Origin of the sequence: Sodalis sp. C49 (genome assembly GCF_046352915.1) — a bacterium.
Lineage (GTDB): Bacteria > Pseudomonadota > Gammaproteobacteria > Enterobacterales > Enterobacteriaceae > Acerihabitans.
Genome location: NZ_CP163303.1, coordinates 2,794,789 through 2,812,211, shown reverse-complemented (window position 1 = coordinate 2,812,211; position 17,423 = coordinate 2,794,789). Strand labels below are relative to the sequence as shown.

At 54.7% G+C, this 17,423-nt stretch carries 18 protein-coding genes, 1 tRNA gene and 1 pseudogene; 11 read left to right on the top strand and 9 right to left on the bottom strand.

What is annotated here, in order from left to right:
- Positions 1-246: 246 nt before the first annotated feature.
- The gene (lepA, locus tag ABUK12_RS12735) at positions 247-2,040 is read left to right on the top strand and encodes a translation elongation factor 4 (RefSeq protein WP_410012182.1); all 1,794 of its coding nucleotides are present in this window, start codon (positions 247-249) and stop codon (positions 2,038-2,040) included.
- Between the two features lie 409 nt (positions 2,041-2,449).
- Here lepA and ABUK12_RS12730 read toward each other — a convergent pair whose 3' ends face one another.
- Positions 2,450-3,040, bottom strand: coding sequence for a malonic semialdehyde reductase (locus ABUK12_RS12730; RefSeq protein ID WP_410012181.1), 591 nt, complete (start codon positions 3,038-3,040; stop codon positions 2,450-2,452).
- Between the two features lie 102 nt (positions 3,041-3,142).
- On the opposite strand from ABUK12_RS12730, the gene ABUK12_RS12725 reads away from it, so the two are divergent.
- Positions 3,143-3,469, top strand: a complete 327-nt coding sequence (locus tag ABUK12_RS12725; protein ID WP_410016633.1) for a winged helix-turn-helix transcriptional regulator — start codon at positions 3,143-3,145, stop codon at positions 3,467-3,469.
- Between the two features lie 392 nt (positions 3,470-3,861).
- On the opposite strand, the pseudogene ABUK12_RS12720 reads toward ABUK12_RS12725, so the two are convergent.
- From ABUK12_RS12720 to aspA, 6 genes and pseudogenes are all read right to left on the bottom strand, one after another.
- A pseudogene (locus ABUK12_RS12720) lies at positions 3,862-4,537 on the bottom strand (integrase arm-type DNA-binding domain-containing protein).
- A gap of 326 nt (positions 4,538-4,863) precedes the next feature.
- A tRNA-Phe gene (locus ABUK12_RS12715) sits at positions 4,864-4,939 on the bottom strand.
- A 107-nt stretch (positions 4,940-5,046) separates the two neighbouring features.
- A complete protein-coding gene (gene dicD, locus ABUK12_RS12710) occupies positions 5,047-5,622 on the bottom strand; it encodes a division control transcriptional repressor DicD (protein ID WP_410012179.1) in 576 nt (191 codons plus the stop codon).
- Positions 5,623-5,665: 43 nt separating this feature from the next.
- The gene (locus tag ABUK12_RS12705) at positions 5,666-7,393 is read right to left on the bottom strand and encodes a protein-disulfide reductase DsbD (RefSeq protein WP_410012178.1); all 1,728 of its coding nucleotides are present in this window, start codon (positions 7,391-7,393) and stop codon (positions 5,666-5,668) included.
- On the bottom strand, positions 7,369-7,677 hold the full coding sequence (gene cutA, locus ABUK12_RS12700; protein ID WP_410016632.1) for a divalent cation tolerance protein CutA: 309 nt from the start codon (positions 7,675-7,677) through the stop codon (positions 7,369-7,371). The genes ABUK12_RS12705 and cutA overlap by 25 nt, the downstream gene beginning before the upstream one ends.
- A gap of 208 nt (positions 7,678-7,885) precedes the next feature.
- Positions 7,886-9,319, bottom strand: a complete 1,434-nt coding sequence (gene aspA, locus ABUK12_RS12695; RefSeq protein ID WP_410012177.1) for an aspartate ammonia-lyase — start codon at positions 9,317-9,319, stop codon at positions 7,886-7,888.
- A 367-nt stretch (positions 9,320-9,686) separates the two neighbouring features.
- Between aspA and ABUK12_RS12690 the strand changes: the two genes are divergently transcribed.
- The 4 genes from ABUK12_RS12690 to ABUK12_RS12675 all read left to right on the top strand — a co-directional run bounded on the left by ABUK12_RS12690 (position 9,687) and on the right by ABUK12_RS12675 (position 12,931).
- Entirely contained in the window at positions 9,687-10,163 is a 477-nt protein-coding gene (locus ABUK12_RS12690) for an FxsA family protein (RefSeq protein ID WP_410012176.1), read from the top strand.
- Between the two features lie 218 nt (positions 10,164-10,381).
- Positions 10,382-10,675: a co-chaperone GroES gene (locus tag ABUK12_RS12685; RefSeq protein WP_132925602.1), complete on the top strand. Its 294-nt coding sequence runs from the start codon at positions 10,382-10,384 to the stop codon at positions 10,673-10,675.
- Positions 10,676-10,720: 45 nt separating this feature from the next.
- Positions 10,721-12,370: a chaperonin GroEL gene (groL, locus tag ABUK12_RS12680; protein ID WP_410012175.1), complete on the top strand. Its 1,650-nt coding sequence runs from the start codon at positions 10,721-10,723 to the stop codon at positions 12,368-12,370.
- A 204-nt stretch (positions 12,371-12,574) separates the two neighbouring features.
- Entirely contained in the window at positions 12,575-12,931 is a 357-nt protein-coding gene (locus ABUK12_RS12675; protein ID WP_410012174.1) for a DUF4156 domain-containing protein, read from the top strand.
- Positions 12,932-12,975: 44 nt separating this feature from the next.
- Here ABUK12_RS12675 and epmB read toward each other — a convergent pair whose 3' ends face one another.
- Positions 12,976-14,004 (bottom strand): EF-P beta-lysylation protein EpmB, encoded by a 1,029-nt coding sequence (epmB, locus tag ABUK12_RS12670; protein ID WP_410012173.1) that lies wholly within the window; start codon positions 14,002-14,004, stop codon positions 12,976-12,978.
- Between the two features lie 40 nt (positions 14,005-14,044).
- Here epmB and efp point away from each other — a divergent pair, with 40 nt between their 5' ends.
- From efp to sugE, 4 genes are all read left to right on the top strand, one after another.
- Positions 14,045-14,611: an elongation factor P gene (gene efp, locus ABUK12_RS12665; protein ID WP_410012172.1), complete on the top strand. Its 567-nt coding sequence runs from the start codon at positions 14,045-14,047 to the stop codon at positions 14,609-14,611.
- An 81-nt stretch (positions 14,612-14,692) separates the two neighbouring features.
- On the top strand, positions 14,693-14,830 hold the full coding sequence (locus ABUK12_RS12660; RefSeq protein ID WP_410012171.1) for an entericidin A/B family lipoprotein: 138 nt from the start codon (positions 14,693-14,695) through the stop codon (positions 14,828-14,830).
- A 180-nt stretch (positions 14,831-15,010) separates the two neighbouring features.
- Complete coding sequence (locus tag ABUK12_RS12655; protein ID WP_162364129.1) at positions 15,011-15,142, top strand: entericidin A/B family lipoprotein; 132 nt, start codon at positions 15,011-15,013, stop codon at positions 15,140-15,142.
- A 276-nt stretch (positions 15,143-15,418) separates the two neighbouring features.
- Positions 15,419-15,733: a quaternary ammonium compound efflux SMR transporter SugE gene (gene sugE / locus ABUK12_RS12650; RefSeq protein ID WP_410012170.1), complete on the top strand. Its 315-nt coding sequence runs from the start codon at positions 15,419-15,421 to the stop codon at positions 15,731-15,733.
- A gap of 6 nt (positions 15,734-15,739) precedes the next feature.
- On the opposite strand, the gene blc is transcribed toward sugE, so the two are convergent.
- Positions 15,740-16,264 (bottom strand): outer membrane lipoprotein Blc, encoded by a 525-nt coding sequence (blc, locus tag ABUK12_RS12645; RefSeq protein ID WP_410012169.1) that lies wholly within the window; start codon positions 16,262-16,264, stop codon positions 15,740-15,742.
- Positions 16,265-16,431: 167 nt separating this feature from the next.
- On the opposite strand from blc, the gene epmA reads away from it, so the two are divergent.
- Positions 16,432-17,409, top strand: coding sequence for an elongation factor P--(R)-beta-lysine ligase (epmA, locus tag ABUK12_RS12640; protein WP_410012167.1), 978 nt, complete (start codon positions 16,432-16,434; stop codon positions 17,407-17,409).
- Positions 17,410-17,423 lie beyond the last annotated feature (14 nt).

Below are 17,423 nucleotides of genomic sequence, written 5' to 3'. Positions count from 1 at the left end.
AAATTCACTAAAAGCCCATTCCCACTGGAATAGGAGAATGGGTTTTTTTTGCCTAGCTTATACCTTTACAACTATTTTTTCCTGAGAGTTAAATCTAGACCTAAGCGTTTTTTGGGATTAAAATAATCACGGCTAAAAATTGTATCGAAAAAGCGCTTTGACAGCGCTACAGAAAATCTCAGCACTTCAATTAGAAGTGCCAGTTTTTTTGTGGATTTTATCCACAGTGATACAAGGCCACCCTTCATGAACATCGCAAATATTCGTAATTTCTGTATTATCGCCCATATTGACCATGGCAAATCAACGCTTGCTGACCGTATGATTGAGCTCACGAAAACGCTCATGACCCGTCAAATGAGAGGTCAGATCCTGGACTCAATGGATATTGAGCGGGAACGAGGCATTACCATAAAGCTGCAAACGGTACACATGCTCTGGCAGGATGAAGCGGGTAAAACATGGCAATACAACCTCGTCGATACTCCCGGCCATGTCGATTTCTCTGCCGAAGTCTCCCGCAGCATTTCTGCCTGTGAGGGGGCGATATTGCTGATCGATGCCACGCAGGGGATTCAGGCCCAGACACTAGCCAACCTGCGCCTCGCCAGACTACATGGGCTGAAAATATTACCGGTCCTTAATAAGATTGACAGCCCGTTGGCCGATATTGCCCGCGTTAGTTCTCAATTGGCCGCGATAGAAGGGTTGGGACTCGAACATCTAATGAGCGTGTCGGCAAGAACGGGTCAGGGCGTTGAAGCCTTGCTTTGCGCAATTCCCCGTATTTTTCCCCAACCTGATACGCAAAAAAACAGTGCGCTCCGAGCCTTTATTTTCGATTCACATTATGACAGCTACCGTGGGGCCATCCTGCATGTTCGGATGGTCGATGGCACACTGAAATCAGGTGACAGCCTGATGTTTATGTCCAGCGGCAAGTCATTTGACGTTATTGAAACGGGTTTTTTTGTACCTGAAATGACAAGAACGAACGTATTGCAAGCCGGTGATGTTGGTTATATCACCGGTGCGATAAAAGACCTTCGCACCGTTAATGTCGGAGATACATTAACCCATTCACAGGCTCCTGCCGTTGCGTTGGTGCAAAAATTCACTGAAATAAAACCCATGGTGTTCTGTGGTATCTATCCTGACGTGCAGGGTGATGCTGAAATTCTACGCAGCGCCATTAAAAAACTTCAACTTAATGATGCTTCTCTATACGTTGAGCCGCATGTGTCAGAGTCGCTGGGGGCAGGATTTCGCTGTGGATTTCTCGGGATGCTGCATAGGGAAATTATTCAAGAGCGGCTTAAAAGAGAATATCGCCTAGAGGTGATTACCACTGCACCGGCGGTCATTTACCGCTGTGCGCTGAAAAACCACAGCACGATTGAAATTGACAATCCGGCCCTCTTCCCTTCAGACGACATGTTGCTCTATGCCGAAGAACCCTTCATGCACACTCTCATCACAACACCTTCAGCTTACGCCGGACGTGTACTGGAACTGTGTGAGAAACAAAGGGGATCTTATGTCAACATGACGTATTTGCCAGCGGGGGATGTGTTCATCGAATACCGCATGCCTCTTTCCATGATGATTGATGGTTTTTTTAGCCATCTTAAATCCGCAAGCCAGGGATATGCGACGCTGGATTATCAACATGACGGTTACAGACGATCTGAATTGGTTAGAGTCGATATTCACATCGACGCCCAGCCCGTTGATGCGTTGACATTTATTAGCCATACCGATACAGCATTCGAACGCGGAACCGGTGTGCTATACAAATTAAAAAATTTGATGCCGCGTCGGCTTTATCCTGTACCGGCTCAGGCCATCGTCAATAATAAATCGATTGCCCGTGTGGATATTCCCCCCTTACGCAAAAACATGCTCGCATCCGGATTTAACGGTAGCGTGTCGGCCAAACAGCGAATGATAAGACACCAGCGGGAGAATCGTAAAAACAGCCGTGGAACATCAAGGATGGATATACCCAAAGAGGTATTTACGGAAATTCTCTCTGTCTAAAACAGACAAAGGCCTCGTGAATATCGGAAGACGATATTAATATGGACTGAATCTAACAAACCGGAAATGGCGGTGAATTCGATGGGATTCACCGCACTCCAGGATTCTATCCTCCAGTGCCGGCATAGCTTGGATTTTCGTCAGGCCGGTGGCGTAAGGGGCGCGCATGCGAAGGTTGAGCTCGCCGCCCGGACTCTGCGCCACCACCGCTTTGATGTGGCTGAAGCGGTGACCCTATCCCAATATTCTGCTCCACCCAGAACTGGAAATCCGGCAGGATAAACACTCCCCGCAGCGGAGGTGGTGCCGATGAAAAAGTCACGATTCACTGAAGAGCGGATTGATATCCGTTCGATATAGCCCCGGTCACTGATGACATGTGATTTCTTGTAAAAGTAAAAATCGGTAATCAGATAATCTGATTCACTTCTTCAAAGCTAAAGCGTGGAGCCCGAGGATATAGTGTGGACGGCTCGCCATATCCGAGCGTTGACACCATATTGACGCGGATATTGCTGTCCGGGAAAAAAGCAGCATTCAGCGCCTGCTCATCAAAACCCAGCATCGGATTGGTATCCAGACCAAGCAGCCTGGCTGCAATAATAAAATATCCTGCCTGCAAAGATGAATTCCTCAGCGCAGAATCCCAGCGGACTTTCGGGTCGTCCCCATACCATGAACGTGCATCCGCATGCGGGAACATCCGCGGCAGATGATTGACGAAATCTAGATCCATACCAAGAATGGTTGTGACCGGTGCCTGAAGTATTTTTGGGGCATTTCCACCGGCAGCACATTCAGCAAGTTTGCATTTTGACTCTTTACTGACGCACCAGATAAGGCGCAGGGGTTGCTGGTTTGTCGAAGTTGGCCCCCATTTAAGCAGGTCATAGAGTTCCCGTAATGATTCAATGGCAACTGGACGGTCAGTAAAGCTATTAAAGGTTCTGGCTTTACGGAAAGCAAGATCAAAGATTTCCTCGGAAATATGACTGGTCATAGCATCTCCTTAACAATATCAACACTGGAAAGAGGATAAAATAGATGGTATTAAAATGATAGTAGGCACCTTTTTGATACCACTTTGGAGGATACTTTGAAAATGCCCCCTGCCTGCCCTCTTTCTGCATTTGTTAATATTGTTTCCGGTAAATGGGCGATTCCTGTGCTTTATCGCCTGATCGTAACCGACTTGCCAATTCGCTTTCGAGATTTGCAGCGACGAGCTTCTCCCGTTACACAAAAAGAACTCACACGCCAGTTACGACATCTGGAAGAGTGCGGGCTGGTTAAACGAACCGTGCTGCCAGTATCTCCTCCGCACGTGGAGTATGAAGCCACGCCTGTTGCCCGTGAACTTCTGAATTCGCTGGAAGGCATTGCAGAGTGGATGCGCCGCAATGGCGATAAGTTGCAGGCTAAGGTGTAATTTTTTAAATTTAAGGATAGCCGGTTGTCCCGATAGCTAACCTGCGTTATTAGCTCTGGTTGCAATAAATATAATTGAATTCAGGCGTAAACAGTCAATTAACGCTTTCATTAATGGGTGCCGATTTCAGTTTATTTGTATGAAGCAAGGGAAACGTCAGCTTCACGCCCTTAGGCACTCACAAAGTGAAACTCGCCCTTGCTGGCGGCATAACAAGCGTGTCGAAAGTCTCAGGGTGCGAATGACTATATCTCGCTCTCAGCAGTCCACCGAGTCTAGTCATTCTCTGTTATTGGAAAGCGCCGGGTTGAGTGATGACTGCTCCAGATTATTAGTTAGGCCATTTAAACAATTGTATGCTGCCGGGCATATATATACGGCGCGACATAACCCTAGCGATTCACGTCCAGATAATCCGACCACCATTGCATCATTTCCATCCGTGCTGCCAGATGTTCCGCTTTGTGGACATAGGCCGCCCGTACACCGTTGCGCTCCTTATAACTCATCTGTCGCTCTATGGCGTTCTTTGACCACAGCCCGGACTCGTTTAGGGCGCTACAGGCCATCGCTCTAAACCCGTGGCCGCAAACTTCGGTTTTGGTGTCATAGCCAATCACACGTAGCGCTTTAATAATGGTGTTTTCGCTCATCGGTTTGTCCAGACCACGCACACCCTAAAAAACAAATACTGATTTGCCGGAAATCTCCTGAATCTGTTTCAGCAGGTCGACCGCCTGGCGGGACAGAGGCACCAGATGCCCGTCCTTCATCTTTGCGCCACGCTCTGAAAATCTCACGCCTTTGTCGTCAATGGCCTTGATAAGCTGCGCCAGATGCCAGATGCCGGATGCCAGCAGCTTGCGGGCAGCGTCGCGCTTTTCACGGGCCTCCGCCGGCGTCACCTGCGGATAGGCGCCTAAGGCCAGGCGGGATTCTTTGCCGCCGAAGCGGTAGCGCAATACCACAGACGCGATCCGCCAGTAGACACAGACCGTGGGCAGCGGTGATTTTGTAGGATTTTACGAAGGTTTTCGCAGCGCGGATTTTACTGTCAGTCAGAGCCATGTGAGGGTCACCCCATTCATCGCACTGAATGACCCGCAATTTGACCCCATATTTTCCGGATACCTAGGGATAAATCAAAGCGTATCGGAAAGGGTTTCTACGCCAACCTATTGAATTGCAATACCATAGGGATTCATAAGAAAGCATAAAAAAGAATAAGTGGTGCCCGGACTCGGACAAAAACGCCGGGAGCGTTTTTGCACAGCGCGTCAGCGCTGGCCCGCAGGGCGAGCCTCATGGATGAGGCGAGTCATCGAACGCCGTTCGATGGAGAGTCCCGATGCCAGAAAGCAAAAAACCAGCTGCTAAGCTGGTTTAATCAAAAATGGTGCCCGGACTCGGAATCGAACCAAGGACACGGGGATTTTCAATCCCCTGCTCTACCGACTGAGCTATCCGGGCAACGCGCCGCATTAAACCGTATTGACCGCTGTTCGTCAATGGATTTATTGAGGATTTATGCGTAACCCCACTCAATCGCTGACTTTTCAGGCAAAAGAGCGCGCAATTCAGCTCAACGCGCCGTTTTTACGGCACAACGCCAGCCGCAGGATATCCTCCGCCAAACGGCGCGCCACGGCCACATCCTGCAGCTGATGCTTCACCAGCAGCTTGCTCAGGCAACCCTCCAGGATCAGTTCCATTTGCTGCGCCACCATGGTGGGATCATCGGTTTCCAACTGGTCGAGCAGTTCGCGGGTGTAGGCGTAGGACGCCTGTTTTTGCCGTTCGGCCAACTGATGGATCGGATGGTCGGCGGCCGGATAAAAACTACAGGCGGCAACAAACAGGCAGCCGGGGTAACGCTGCTGGCGCACCTGCTCGTCCAGTACCTTATAGCGCGCCAGCAGCTTTTGCTGCGGGTCAAGGGTCGCATCCAGCAGCAGCTGGCTGCGCCAGCCGTCCACCTGCTCGCCGTGGTAGCGCAGGCAGTCCAGCAGCAGCGCCTCCCGGTCCGGCCAGTACTGCTCAAGCTCGGCGCGCGGAATCGCCAGGCCGTCGGCAAGCATCTCCAGTGAAACGAGGGTAAAACCTTTTTGTTCCAAAAGGTTCAACGCATAATCCAGTACCTGTTCGCGTTGCACGTATGCCTCCTAAAAGCTTGCGGTTGCCAGTCCCTAGTGTCGGTTATGGGGCGACTTTCTGCAAATGGCGCTGAAAGTCATCGGCATCCAGAAAGCCGGTTACCCTTGAGCCAGGAATTTCCCGTCCCTGGCGGTCGAAAAACAGGATGGTGGGCAGGCCTAAAACCCGCAACTCCTTGAGCAGGGCCTGTTGCTCCGGCGAATTGGCCGTGACATCCGCCTGTAATAACGTCAGCTTGGCAAGCTGACGTTTCACCCCATCGGCGGGGAAGGTGTATTTTTCAAATTCTTTACAGGCGACGCACCAGTCCGCATACAAATCCAGCATCACCGGCCGGTCGGGCGAGGCGTTCAGCGCCTGGTTAATCTGCGCGCTGGTGGCAACGCGCCTGAAGACGGGCGCCGCGCCGTCCATGGCGGCATTTACGCCCGCCGTGGGCGAAAATGCCCAGTCCTGCAGCGGCCTGGCCGCCACGACCATCAGCACCAGCAGGATCATTTGCAGCAGTCGGGCGCCGCGAAAACGGCCCTCCCGGCTGGCGAGCAGCGCCCAGGCGAAAAAAGCGACCGCCAGCCCGCTCCACAGCCGCAGTCCCCAGGTATCGCCAAACACGCGCTCCAGCAAAAACACCGGCAGCGCCAGGATAACAAAGCCCATGCCTTGTTTGATCTGCTGCATCCACGGGCCGCCGCGCGGCAGCAGGCGGTGGCCGAACACCGCCACCAGGATCAGCGGGATCCCCATGCCCAGGGCATACAGATAAAGCGTCACGCCGCCGACGGCCAGGTTACCGCTTTGAGCAATATACAGCAAAATAGCGCCGAGCGGCGCGGTGGTGCAGGGCGAGCAAAACAGCCCCGCCAGCGCGCCCATGATAAAGACGCCGAGCAAGGCGCCGCCCCGCTGCCGATTGCTCCAGAGCGTCAGGCGGGTTTGCAGCGCCACCGGCAGTTGCAGGGTAAATAACCCGAACATGGACAGCGCCAGGAGGATAAACAGCGCCGACAGGCCGATCAGCACCGCGGGCTGCTGCAATGCGGCCTGGAACCGCAGCCCGGCGGCGGCCACCGCCATGCCGAGCGCGGTATAGGTCATCGCCATGCCCTGAACATACACCCCGGCAAGCGCCAGTACCCGTCCGGTGCTGAGCCGCGCCGTGCCGGCGCCGAGGATAATGCCGGAAATAAGCGGATACATGGGCAGCACGCAGGGCGTAAAGGCGATACCGATACCGATAAGCAGTGCCCATAGCGGGGAAAAGGGCAGGGCGCCGGCGTCCGGCGGCCGGGACGGCGTTATCGCCGCCGGTGCGGATGGGGCGCCGCTGCCGGCAACCGCCGATAACGGCACTACCCGGGTCTCGGGCGGATAGCAAAAACCGGCGTCGGCGCAGCCCTGGTAGGTAACCCGCACCGTCGCGCCGCCGGACGCGTCCAGCAGCGGCACGTTTAACCGCAGGCTGGTGCGGTAGATTTGCACGTCGCCGAAAAATTCATCGTGATGGTTCAGCCCTGTGGGCATGGCGGGGTCGCCCAGCCGGGCGCCGGCCGGTTCCAGCTTGATTTGTTGGCGGTAAAGATAATAACCGGGGCGGATCTGCCAGCTCAGCGCCAAATCGGCGCCCTGCTGGTGAAAATCAAAACTAAACGCCTGGTCGACCGGCACAAAGGTCGTGGCCGGCGAATTGCCGAACAGCGCGGCGGCGGCGGGCGGCGGCAGGCCGATGCCCAGCCATGCCAGCAGGATCAGTGTAAGGACGCGTTGAGCCATGATAGATAATCTGGATCGCCACCCTGGACGGGTAATACCAGTAACTCCGGAGTTTGATAAGGATGGTGTTTTTTAATGCAGGCAATCAGTTCTTGCTGATGGCGGACATGGCTTTTTATCAGCATCTGCACTTCGTCTTCCTGTTCCAGCTTGCCTTCCCAGAAATAAAACGAGGTCGCCCCCGGCAGCAGCGTGACGCAACCGGCCAGCTTCGCGCCGAGCAGGGTGCCCGCCAGCGCCTGCGCGGTGGTTTTATCCGGGGCGGTGCAAAGGATGATGATGATGCCGTTTTCAGCGGCGCCGCATGCGGTGGAGCTGTTTTCAGATGTTTGGGTTTCAGTCGTGTCCGCGGCGCCGGGATCGGCTGCCGGGATACGTTTTCCTGCCGGGAATTTTGCTGCCATGACAACCTCGCGGTATAGCGCCGACCGGCAGTATAACCCGGCCGGCGCTACGGCGACAGCAATGAAAAACGCAAGAGGCTACCCGCGGCTACTCGTTGTCATCGGTATAGCGTACGGCTTTATAGGTCGGATGCATCAGGTTTTCCAGCGAAAAGATGTCATCCAGCTCGGCCGGCGTCAGCAACCCGCGCTCCAGCACCACCTCACGCACGCTTTTACCGGTTTCGGCACAGATTTTACCGACGATATCGCCGTTATGGTGGCCGATAAACGGGTTGAGGTAGGTGATGATGCCGATGGAGTTGAACACATAAGCTTCGCATACCGCCCGATTGGCGGTAATGCCGTTAATGCATTTATCCAGCAGGTTAAAGCAGGCGTTGGTCAGGATATGCACCGATTCAAACATCGCCTGCCCGATAACCGGCTCCATCACGTTCAGCTGCAACTGACCGGCTTCGGCCGCCATGGTAATGCAGGTATCGTTGCCGATAACCTTGAAGCACACCTGGTTGACCACCTCCGGCACCACCGGATTGACCTTGGCCGGCATGATGGACGAGCCCGCCTGCAGCTGCGGCAGGTTGATTTCGTTAAGACCGGTGCGCGGACCGGAGGACAACAGCCTGAGATCGTTACAGATCTTGGAAAGTTTTACCGCCAGGCGCTTTAACGCGCTGTGTACCATGACATAAGCGCCGCAGTCGGAGGTCGCCTCGATAAGATCTTCCGCCGGCAGCAAGGGCAGGTTGCTGATTTCCGCCAGTTTCTGCACCGCCAGCGCCTGGTAGCCGTCGGGCGTGTTCAGCCGGGTGCCGATGGCGGTGGCGCCCAGGTTCACTTCCAACAGCAGCTCGGCGGTGCGCAGCAGGTTTTTATTTTCTTCTTTCAGCAGCACGGTAAAGGCATGGAATTCCTGGCCGAGGGTCATCGGCACGGCATCCTGCAGCTGGGTGCGGCCCATTTTCAGGATAGTGGCGAATTCCTGCGCCTTGCGCTCGAACCCTTCTCCCAGCTGGCCCACCGCCTCGACCAGCTTGAGGATGGAAATATAGACCGCGATACGAAAGCCGGTAGGGTAGACATCGTTGGTCGACTGGCATTTATTCAGGTGATCGTTGGGGTTAAGGTATTGGTATTCCCCCTTTTGATGGCCCATCAGCTCCAGGCCGAGATTCGCCAGCACCTCATTGGTATTCATGTTCACCGACGTGCCGGCGCCGCCCTGGAAAACGTCGATGGGAAACTGATCCAGGCAGCGGCCTTTATCCAGTACTTCGTCACAGGCGGCGACTATCGTATCGGCAATGGCGCGCGGCAGGGTATGCAGCTCCTTGTTGGCCAGCGCGGCCGCCTTTTTCACCATCACCATGCCGCGAACGAATTCGGGAATGTCGCTGATTTTGGTATTGCTGATATAGAAGTTTTCAATGGCGCGCAGCGTGTGGATGCCATAATAAGCTTCAGAAGGAACTTCACGTGTTCCCAACAGGTCTTCTTCTATACGAATGGTATTCGCCATGAGTACTTCCTTAATAAGCGATGTTTTTAACGATTGACGCTGGATAATTTCAGATTAATTTTATTATCCAGCGCGTTGCACTGACAATGCACTTGTGCTCATCATTATATGCTGCTTAAACACTGACACTATTAAGTTGATCACGATTATCTAACAGAATTATTTTAATGGCTTGCCATTCGTCCGGCCTGGGTGCCGGCAGGGCGCGCGGCAAGTCCGCGTGATGTAAAGTGCGGTAAATAACCCGCGCCGACACCCGCGCTTCAGGATACCATAACCACAGGCACGTTTTTATCATCAGCCCGCCGCCGTCCGCCAGCATCCAATGAGGCGCCCGCGCCGGGCCAGTCAACCCAAGGAGAATTCGGTGCGTTGGATACCCTTATTACTGATATTTCTCGTGGCCTATATAGAGATCACGATTTTTATACAAGTCGCGCATGTCATCGGCGTGCTTTTTACGCTGCTGCTGATTGTGCTGACCTCGTTTATCGGCGTGTCGCTGGTGCGTACCCAGGGGCTGAAGATCCTGGGCCAGATGCAGATCAAGATGGCCAACGGCGAAAGCCCGGCCGCTGAAATGATCAAAAGTGTCTCCATCCTGCTGGCGGGATTTCTGCTGCTGTTGCCCGGCTTTTTTACCGATTTTCTCGGCCTGTTGCTGTTGCTGCCGCCGGTGCAGAATTCACTGACCCTGAAACTGCTGCCCCACCTGCGGTTCCAGCGCGGCGCGGCCGGCGGTTTTGCCTCCCATGATGCGGGCGGCGATACCTTCGAGGGCGAGTACAAACGTAAGGATATTCCGCGCGACGCCATCGAACACCGGCCCGAAGATGATAAATAGATGTTAATTTTTTTGGCACAGGCTGCTTTTTAACGCAATGAAAATACTGAGGTTTTATTTACGGCGGCTAAAAAACAGCCGCTCAGGCAAAAAAATTCTTTTTTTTCCCCTTGAAGCGTAACCGAACGCCCCCATCTTAATCACCACGAGGCAGGGCATGAGGGCATGCCCGGCATTCATCCCGAAACAGATACGGACTTTCTTAAGGAGAGCTTTCAATGAAAATTCGTCCATTACATGATCGCGTTATCGTCAAGCGTAAAGAAGTTGAATCAAAATCGGCTGGCGGCATCGTTCTGACCGGTTCCGCGGCGGGTAAATCCACCCGTGGCGAAGTGCTGGCAATCGGCCATGGCCGCATCCTCGAAAACGGTGAAATCAAAGCACTGGATGTGAAAGTCGGCGATATCGTGATTTTCAACGACGGCTATGGCGTGAAAGTAGAAAAGATCGATAACGAAGAAGTCTTGATCATGTCCGAAAGCGACATTCTGGCCATCGTCGAGGCGTAATTCTCGCGTAATCATCTGAACTGAACGAATTTAAGGGAAATTCAAATGGCAGCTAAAGACGTAAAATTCGGTAACGAAGCCCGCATCAAAATGCTGCGCGGCGTGAACATTCTGGCAGACGCGGTCAAAGTTACCCTGGGTCCCAAGGGCCGCAACGTGGTGCTGGACAAATCCTTCGGCGCGCCTGTCATCACGAAAGATGGCGTGTCCGTGGCGCGTGAAGTCGAACTGGAAGACAAGTTCGAGAACATGGGCGCCCAGATGTTGAAAGAAGTTGCCTCCAAAGCGAATGACGCTGCGGGCGACGGCACCACCACCGCCACCGTTCTGGCTCAATCCATCGTCAATGAAGGTCTGAAAGCCGTTGCCGCTGGCATGAACCCGATGGACCTGAAACGGGGTATCGACAAAGCGGTTATCGCCGCCGTCGAAGAATTGAAAAAACTGTCCGTACCTTGCTCTGACTCCAAAGCCATCGCCCAGGTAGGCACCATCTCCGCCAACTCCGACGAAACCGTGGGTAAACTTATCGCTGAAGCCATGGCGAAAGTAGGCAAAGAAGGCGTTATCACCGTTGAAGAAGGCTCAGGCCTGCAGGACGAACTGGACGTGGTTGAAGGTATGCAGTTCGACCGTGGCTACCTCTCCCCTTATTTCATCAACAAACCGGAAACCGGCGCTATCGAACTCGAAAGCCCGTTCATCCTGTTGGCTGATAAAAAAATCTCCAATATCCGCGAAATGCTGCCGGTACTGGAAGCCGTTGCCAAAGCCGGCAAACCGCTGCTGATCATCGCTGAAGACGTTGAGGGCGAAGCCCTGGCGACCCTGGTGGTCAACACCATGCGCGGCATCGTTAAAGTTGCGGCTGTCAAAGCCCCGGGCTTCGGCGACCGTCGTAAAGCCATGCTGCAGGACATCGCCGTCCTGACCGCCGGTACCGTGATTTCTGAAGAAATCGGCCTGGAACTGGAAAAAGCCACCCTGGAAGATATGGGCCAGGCGAAACGTGTCGTCATCACCAAAGACACCACCACCATTATCGACGGTATCGGCGATAAAGCCGTCATCGAAAGCCGGGTTGCCCAAATCAACCAGCAGCGTGACGACGCCACGTCCGACTACGATCGTGAAAAACTGCAGGAACGTGTTGCTAAACTTGCCGGCGGTGTTGCCGTGATTAAAGTGGGCGCCGCGACTGAAGTTGAAATGAAAGAGAAAAAAGCCCGCGTGGAAGATGCCCTGCATGCGACCCGTGCGGCCGTGGAAGAAGGCGTGGTTGCCGGCGGCGGCGTAGCGCTGATTCGCGTAGCCAACAGCATCACCGATCTGCGTGGCGACAATGAAGACCAGAATGTCGGCATCAAGATTGCCCGTCGCGCCATGGAAGCGCCTTTGCGCCAAATCGTGGCCAACGCCGGTGAAGAACCGTCCGTGATTGCCAACAACGTTAAAGCCAGCAACGGTAACATGGGCTATAACGCGGCAACCGAAGAATACGGCAACATGATCGAAATGGGTATCCTGGATCCAACCAAGGTAACCCGTTCCGCGCTGCAGTATGCGGCCTCCATTGCCAGTCTGATGATCACCACCGAATGTATGATCACCGATCTGCCGCGTGAAGACAAAGCAGATCTGGGTGGCGCCGGTGGCGGCATGGGCGGTATGGGCGGCATGGGCGGCATGATGTAATGCCCCTGTTGCGCTGATAGCGTTAAAAACCCCGGCTTGCCGGGGTTTTTTTTGGCAAAAAATTATCAACCGGACCGTTTTTAAGGTATAAACAGGTAGCGGTATGGGCAGGGTAAACAGCGGTTTATGCGCTGACGGTTGCCCAAGGGAAAATATGGCGCACAGCAAAATTTTTGCCGGACATATCACTATTCGAGGATAACGATGCGAATCAAATTTTTACTCTGTCTTGGTGCGGGCACTTTATTATTAGCGGGATGTGCCACTACTAATGAACTGTCCGCCGCGGGGCAGTCGGTGAAGTTCACCGAAGACCAGCCGGGCAGTAATTGCCAGGCGCTGGGCACGGTTACCGGCACGCAAAGCAACTGGTTGTCGGGGCAGGGCGGCGAAGGCAGCTCCATGCGCGGCGCGGCCAACGATCTGCGCAATAAAGCGGCGGCCATGGGCGGCAACGTTATTTATAAGGCCGCCAGCCCGGTCGGCTTTACGGAAACCTATCTCTCGAGTTTTGCCCCGCTGGACAGCAAGATCCAGGGCCAGGTCTATAAATGCCCGTAGCCGCTGGCTTCCTGATGCCGCCCGGCGGCGTCGGGAAGCACGGCTTAGCGCTGGCGTAGTTTTAAATCAAGCAGGGTTTTGCTGTTTTCCCCGCCGATCTCCCGCGCCAGCCGCGGCACCAGATAGCCCGAGACCTTCAACAGTAATTGCTGCATAATCTCCCGGGCTTCATGGTCATCCACCATAAAGTGCGCCGCGCCCTGTACCCGATCTAAAACATGCAGATAATAAGGCAGTATGCCGGCGTCAAACAGCGTTTCGCTCAGGGTCGCCAGCGTATCGGCGTTATCATTTACCCCCCGCAGCAGCACGCTTTGGTTGAGCAGCGTCACCTGCGCCATGCGCAGGTGTGTCATACTCTCGCGCAGCGGCAGGTCAATCTCGTTGGCATGATTGATATGGGTGACCAGCACGACATTGAGACGGCTGCCGGCCAGGCGCCGGCAAAGAGCGGGGGTGATGCGCGCCGGGATAACCACCGGCAAACGGGTATGGATGCGCAGGGTGCGCAGATGGGGAATGGCTTCCAGCTGGCCGATAAGCTCGTCCAGCTCATGATCCTTGGCCATCAGCGGATCGCCGCCGGAAAAAATAATCTCGTTCAGCTGCGGGTGCTGCCGGATATACTCCAGCGCCCCTGACCAATTGGCCCGGTTGCCCTGGTTATCCTGATAGGGGAAATGGCGCCTGAAGCAATAGCGGCAGTTAACCGCGCAGCCGCCCTTGACCAGCAGCAAGGCGCGGTTACGGTATTTATGCAGCAGGCCCGGTACTACGGATTGCTGTTCTTCCAGCGGATCGGTGCTGAAACCGGGCACCTGCAGAAATTCCTCGCGTAGGGTGAGGACCTGTCGCAGCAGCGGGTCGGCCGGATTGCCCGGCTCCATGCGCGCCACGAACGCCCTGGGCACCCGTAACGGGAATAACCGCCGCGCCGCCGCGCCATCGCGCAGGTCCGGATGGTCGCTGAGTTGCAATTGTTGCAAAAGTTCGATGGGATCGGTAATGACATCGGCAAGTTGACGCAACCAATCTTCTCTAGTTGGGGTGTTTCGGGTTACAATATCTGCCATTTTTTTGGCTTAACGACCACGTAATATTAAGAGGACCACCATGGCGTCTTATAGTACCAATGAATTCCGTTCCGGTCTCAAAATCATGCAGGACGGCGAGCCGTGCGCGATCATTGATAATGAATTCGTAAAACCGGGCAAAGGCCAGGCGTTCAACCGCGTGCGCATCCGTAAACTGATTTCCGGCAAGGTGCTGGAAAAAACGTTTAAATCCGGTGATTCCGTCGAGGCGGCCGATGTCATGGATATGAACCTGACTTACCTGTACAACGATGGTGAGTTTTGGCATTTTATGAATAACGAGACTTTTGAGCAACTGGCCGCCGATAAGAAAGCGGTGAGCGACGCCGCCAAATGGCTGGTTGAGCAGGCCGAATGCGTGCTGACCCTGTGGAACGGCGAGCCCATCGCCGTCACGCCGCCCAACTTTGTCGAGCTGGAAATCATCGAGACCGACCCGGGCCTGAAGGGCGACACCGCCGGCACCGGCGGCAAGCCCGCCACCCTGACCACCGGCGCGGTGGTAAAAGTACCGCTGTTCGTGCAGATTGGCGAAGTGATCAAAGTGGATACCCGCTCCGGCGAATACGTATCCCGCATCAAATAACCGTTCAACCGGCATGCCCTGAGGCGTTATCAGGGTCAGGGCAGGCCGGGCGTTTTCAGGCGTGCGGGGAATCCGGCGATTATGTTAGGAAAAACAGTTAAACTGATCGTTATCTCATTAGTCATGTCGGCGACGCTGAGCGGTTGCAATACCGCGCGCGGCTTCGGTGAAGATGTGCAACACCTTGGCGGCGCTATTACGCGTGGTGCCAGCAAGTAGCTCGCAGACATCGTGCAGCCAACATCCAGGACATTTTCCAGTAAATAGTCCTAAAAGTGCGCAACCGGCCATATGTTTAGTATGTTTTGCCGGTTTTTTACTATGCTTAAAAGGCAAGCTTTTATCCACAGCAGTGCTATTTCATTTAGACAAAAAGTGATTCTACAAAAGGAAATCGTTATGTTGAAGAAAAGTATAATTGCCCTTTTATCTGTTCTGGTGTTGTCCTCATTAACGGCTTGTAATACCACCCGCGGCGCCGGTGAAGATATTTCGGCAGGCGGACAGGCCGTACAGCGGGCTGCACAGTAATATACACGGCTGTATTCAGCTAATGCCTCTGTATCCTGGTGAAATAGCCGCTGTCAGCGGGTTATCGGGGAATGAGAACCGATAGTGACAGCGGTGTCGGACTATGACGCGGTCATTTTGATTAAAATGACCGTTTCGTCACATTTAACTAATCGATTAATTAAATTCATTGGTCATTTTGCTAACGGCGGCATAAGATTATCCTTCCTTAGCAGGACGACCTGGTAAGCTGTCTTTTCTTCTGGGGACGACCCCATCGTTATGAGGTCGTCTCACATGTCATGGTTATTACTTATCCTCGCCGGCCTGCTGGAAACTGTCTGGGCCATCGGCCTGAAATATACCGAGGGATTTACCCGCCTGCTGCCAAGCGTGGTGACGCTTATCGCGATGATCATCAGCATCACGCTGCTGGGCCTGGCCATGCGCACGCTGCCGGTGGGTACCGCCTATGCCGTCTGGACCGGGATAGGCGTGGTCGGCACGGTTATCGTCGGCATGCTGTGGCTGGGTGAACCCGCACATTGGCTGCGCATCGCCAGCCTGGCGATGATTATGCTGGGGATCCTGTGCCTGAAGCTGTCGCATTAGGCCGTTTCAGGATTGATCCACCCAGATAAGCCGGTCCACCGCAAAACCCAGCCGGGCGGCGGTAGCGACCAGGTGGTCGCGCGTGGCCTGCGGCAGCGTTTTGGCGCGGGCCAGGACCCAGAGATAATCGCGGTTGGGGCCGCAGACCAGGGCGTAATCATAGCCTTCATCCAGCGCGATCACATGGTAGCCGCCATAAAAAGGGCCGAAAAACGAGACCTTAAGCGAGGCCCGCTGCGGCGAAGCCAGGAAATAGGCTTTGCCGTTGCTTTGCCGGAAGCGTTGCGTGGCCGGGGAATAGCCTTTATTGATGACGTCGAGGCCTCCGTCGTCCCGCAGGCTATACTGCGCCGTGACATGATCGAGTCCGGTTTCGAAACGGTGATCCAGCCGGGCGATTTCATACCAGGTGCCCAGGTAGCGGTTAACATCGAACTTCTCCACCGGCCGGACGCCCGACGGCGGGTTGACGCTGCACGATAGCGACAGTAAGGACGAGGCGACCAGCGCGACGGTTCTCCATAGGGACATACATACTCCATCAATAGCCTGCCTGAACGGTAAGTGTACACCCATTGGCGGTACGCAGGCGGTAAAGCGGCAACCCGCGGACGATGCAGGCGACCGGATTGAACTAGGTTTGTCTGCCTGAACGGATAAAGGTAGACTTCATCCCCTGTTTAACGGGAGAAAAAGTTATGAGCGAAATGGCAAGCTGGTTACCGAGCGCCCCCATCGCTAATCTATTAAAAAGAGCGGTGGTGATGACCCAGCTCCGGCGGTTTTTTACCGACCGCGGGTTACTCGAAGTGGAAACGCCGGCCATGAGCCAGGCCACCGTCACCGATATTCATCTGGTGCCCTTTCAGACGCATTATGTCGGGCCGGGCGCGGCGCAGGGGCTGCCGCTCTATTTGATGACCAGTCCTGAATACCATATGAAACGCCTGCTGGCGGCCGGCAGCGGGCCAATATTCCAGATAGGGCGCAGTTTTCGCAACGAGGAATCCGGCCGGCACCATAATCCCGAGTTCACCATGCTGGAATGGTATCGCCCCCACTACGATATGTACCGCCTGATGAACGAAGTGGACGATCTGCTCCAGCAAATCCTTGATTGCGACAGCGCGGAAACCCTGTCCTATCAGCAGGTGTTTATCCGTCATATCGGCATCGATCCCCTGTCGGCCGACAAGGCGCAGCTGTGCGAGGCCGCCGCCAAACTCGAGCTGTCCGGCATTGCCACGGTCGAGGAGGATCGCGATACCCTGCTGCAGTTATTGTTTGCCATGGGCGTGGAACCCCACATCGGGCGTGATAAACCGACGTTCGTTTACCATTTTCCCGCCACCCAGGCCGCGCTTGCGGAAATCAGTACCGAAGACCACCGGGTGGCCGATCGTTTTGAAGCCTATTTCAAAGGTATTGAACTGGCTAATGGTTTTCGCGAGCTCACCGACGCCGCGGAGCAACGCCAGCGGTTTACCCAGGATAACCGCAAGCGCGCCGCGCTGAACTTGCCGCAGCAGCCCATTGATGAAAACCTGCTGGCGGCGCTGGCGCACGGCATACCGGAATGCTCCGGGGTGGCCTTGGGGGTGGACCGGCTGGTGATGCTGGCGCTGAAGGCGGACAGCCTGTCCGAGGTTATCGCATTTCCGGTCGAGCGGGCCTGAGCGCCGTCTTTGGC

Excerpts from the sequence above, each read along its gene's own strand:
- lepA (WP_410012182.1), top strand. The coding sequence starts at position 247 with ATGAACATCGCAAATATTCGTAATTTCTGTATTATCGCCCATATTGAC.
- ABUK12_RS12730 (WP_410012181.1), bottom strand. The coding sequence starts at position 3,040 with ATGACCAGTCATATTTCCGAGGAAATCTTTGATCTTGCTTTCCGTAAA.
- ABUK12_RS12725 (WP_410016633.1), top strand. The coding sequence starts at position 3,143 with ATGCCCCCTGCCTGCCCTCTTTCTGCATTTGTTAATATTGTTTCCGGT.
- ABUK12_RS12705 (WP_410012178.1), bottom strand. The coding sequence starts at position 7,393 with ATGGCTCAACGCGTCCTTACACTGATCCTGCTGGCATGGCTGGGCATC.
- aspA (WP_410012177.1), bottom strand. The coding sequence starts at position 9,319 with ATGGCGAATACCATTCGTATAGAAGAAGACCTGTTGGGAACACGTGAA.
- ABUK12_RS12685 (WP_132925602.1), top strand. The coding sequence starts at position 10,382 with ATGAAAATTCGTCCATTACATGATCGCGTTATCGTCAAGCGTAAAGAA.
- groL (WP_410012175.1), top strand. The coding sequence starts at position 10,721 with ATGGCAGCTAAAGACGTAAAATTCGGTAACGAAGCCCGCATCAAAATG.
- ABUK12_RS12675 (WP_410012174.1), top strand. The coding sequence starts at position 12,575 with ATGCGAATCAAATTTTTACTCTGTCTTGGTGCGGGCACTTTATTATTA.
- epmB (WP_410012173.1), bottom strand. The coding sequence starts at position 14,004 with ATGGCAGATATTGTAACCCGAAACACCCCAACTAGAGAAGATTGGTTG.
- efp (WP_410012172.1), top strand. The coding sequence starts at position 14,045 with ATGGCGTCTTATAGTACCAATGAATTCCGTTCCGGTCTCAAAATCATG.
- ABUK12_RS12660 (WP_410012171.1), top strand. The coding sequence starts at position 14,693 with ATGTTAGGAAAAACAGTTAAACTGATCGTTATCTCATTAGTCATGTCG.
- ABUK12_RS12655 (WP_162364129.1), top strand. The coding sequence starts at position 15,011 with ATGTTGAAGAAAAGTATAATTGCCCTTTTATCTGTTCTGGTGTTGTCC.
- sugE (WP_410012170.1), top strand. The coding sequence starts at position 15,419 with ATGTCATGGTTATTACTTATCCTCGCCGGCCTGCTGGAAACTGTCTGG.
- blc (WP_410012169.1), bottom strand. The coding sequence starts at position 16,264 with ATGTCCCTATGGAGAACCGTCGCGCTGGTCGCCTCGTCCTTACTGTCG.
- epmA (WP_410012167.1), top strand. The coding sequence starts at position 16,432 with ATGAGCGAAATGGCAAGCTGGTTACCGAGCGCCCCCATCGCTAATCTA.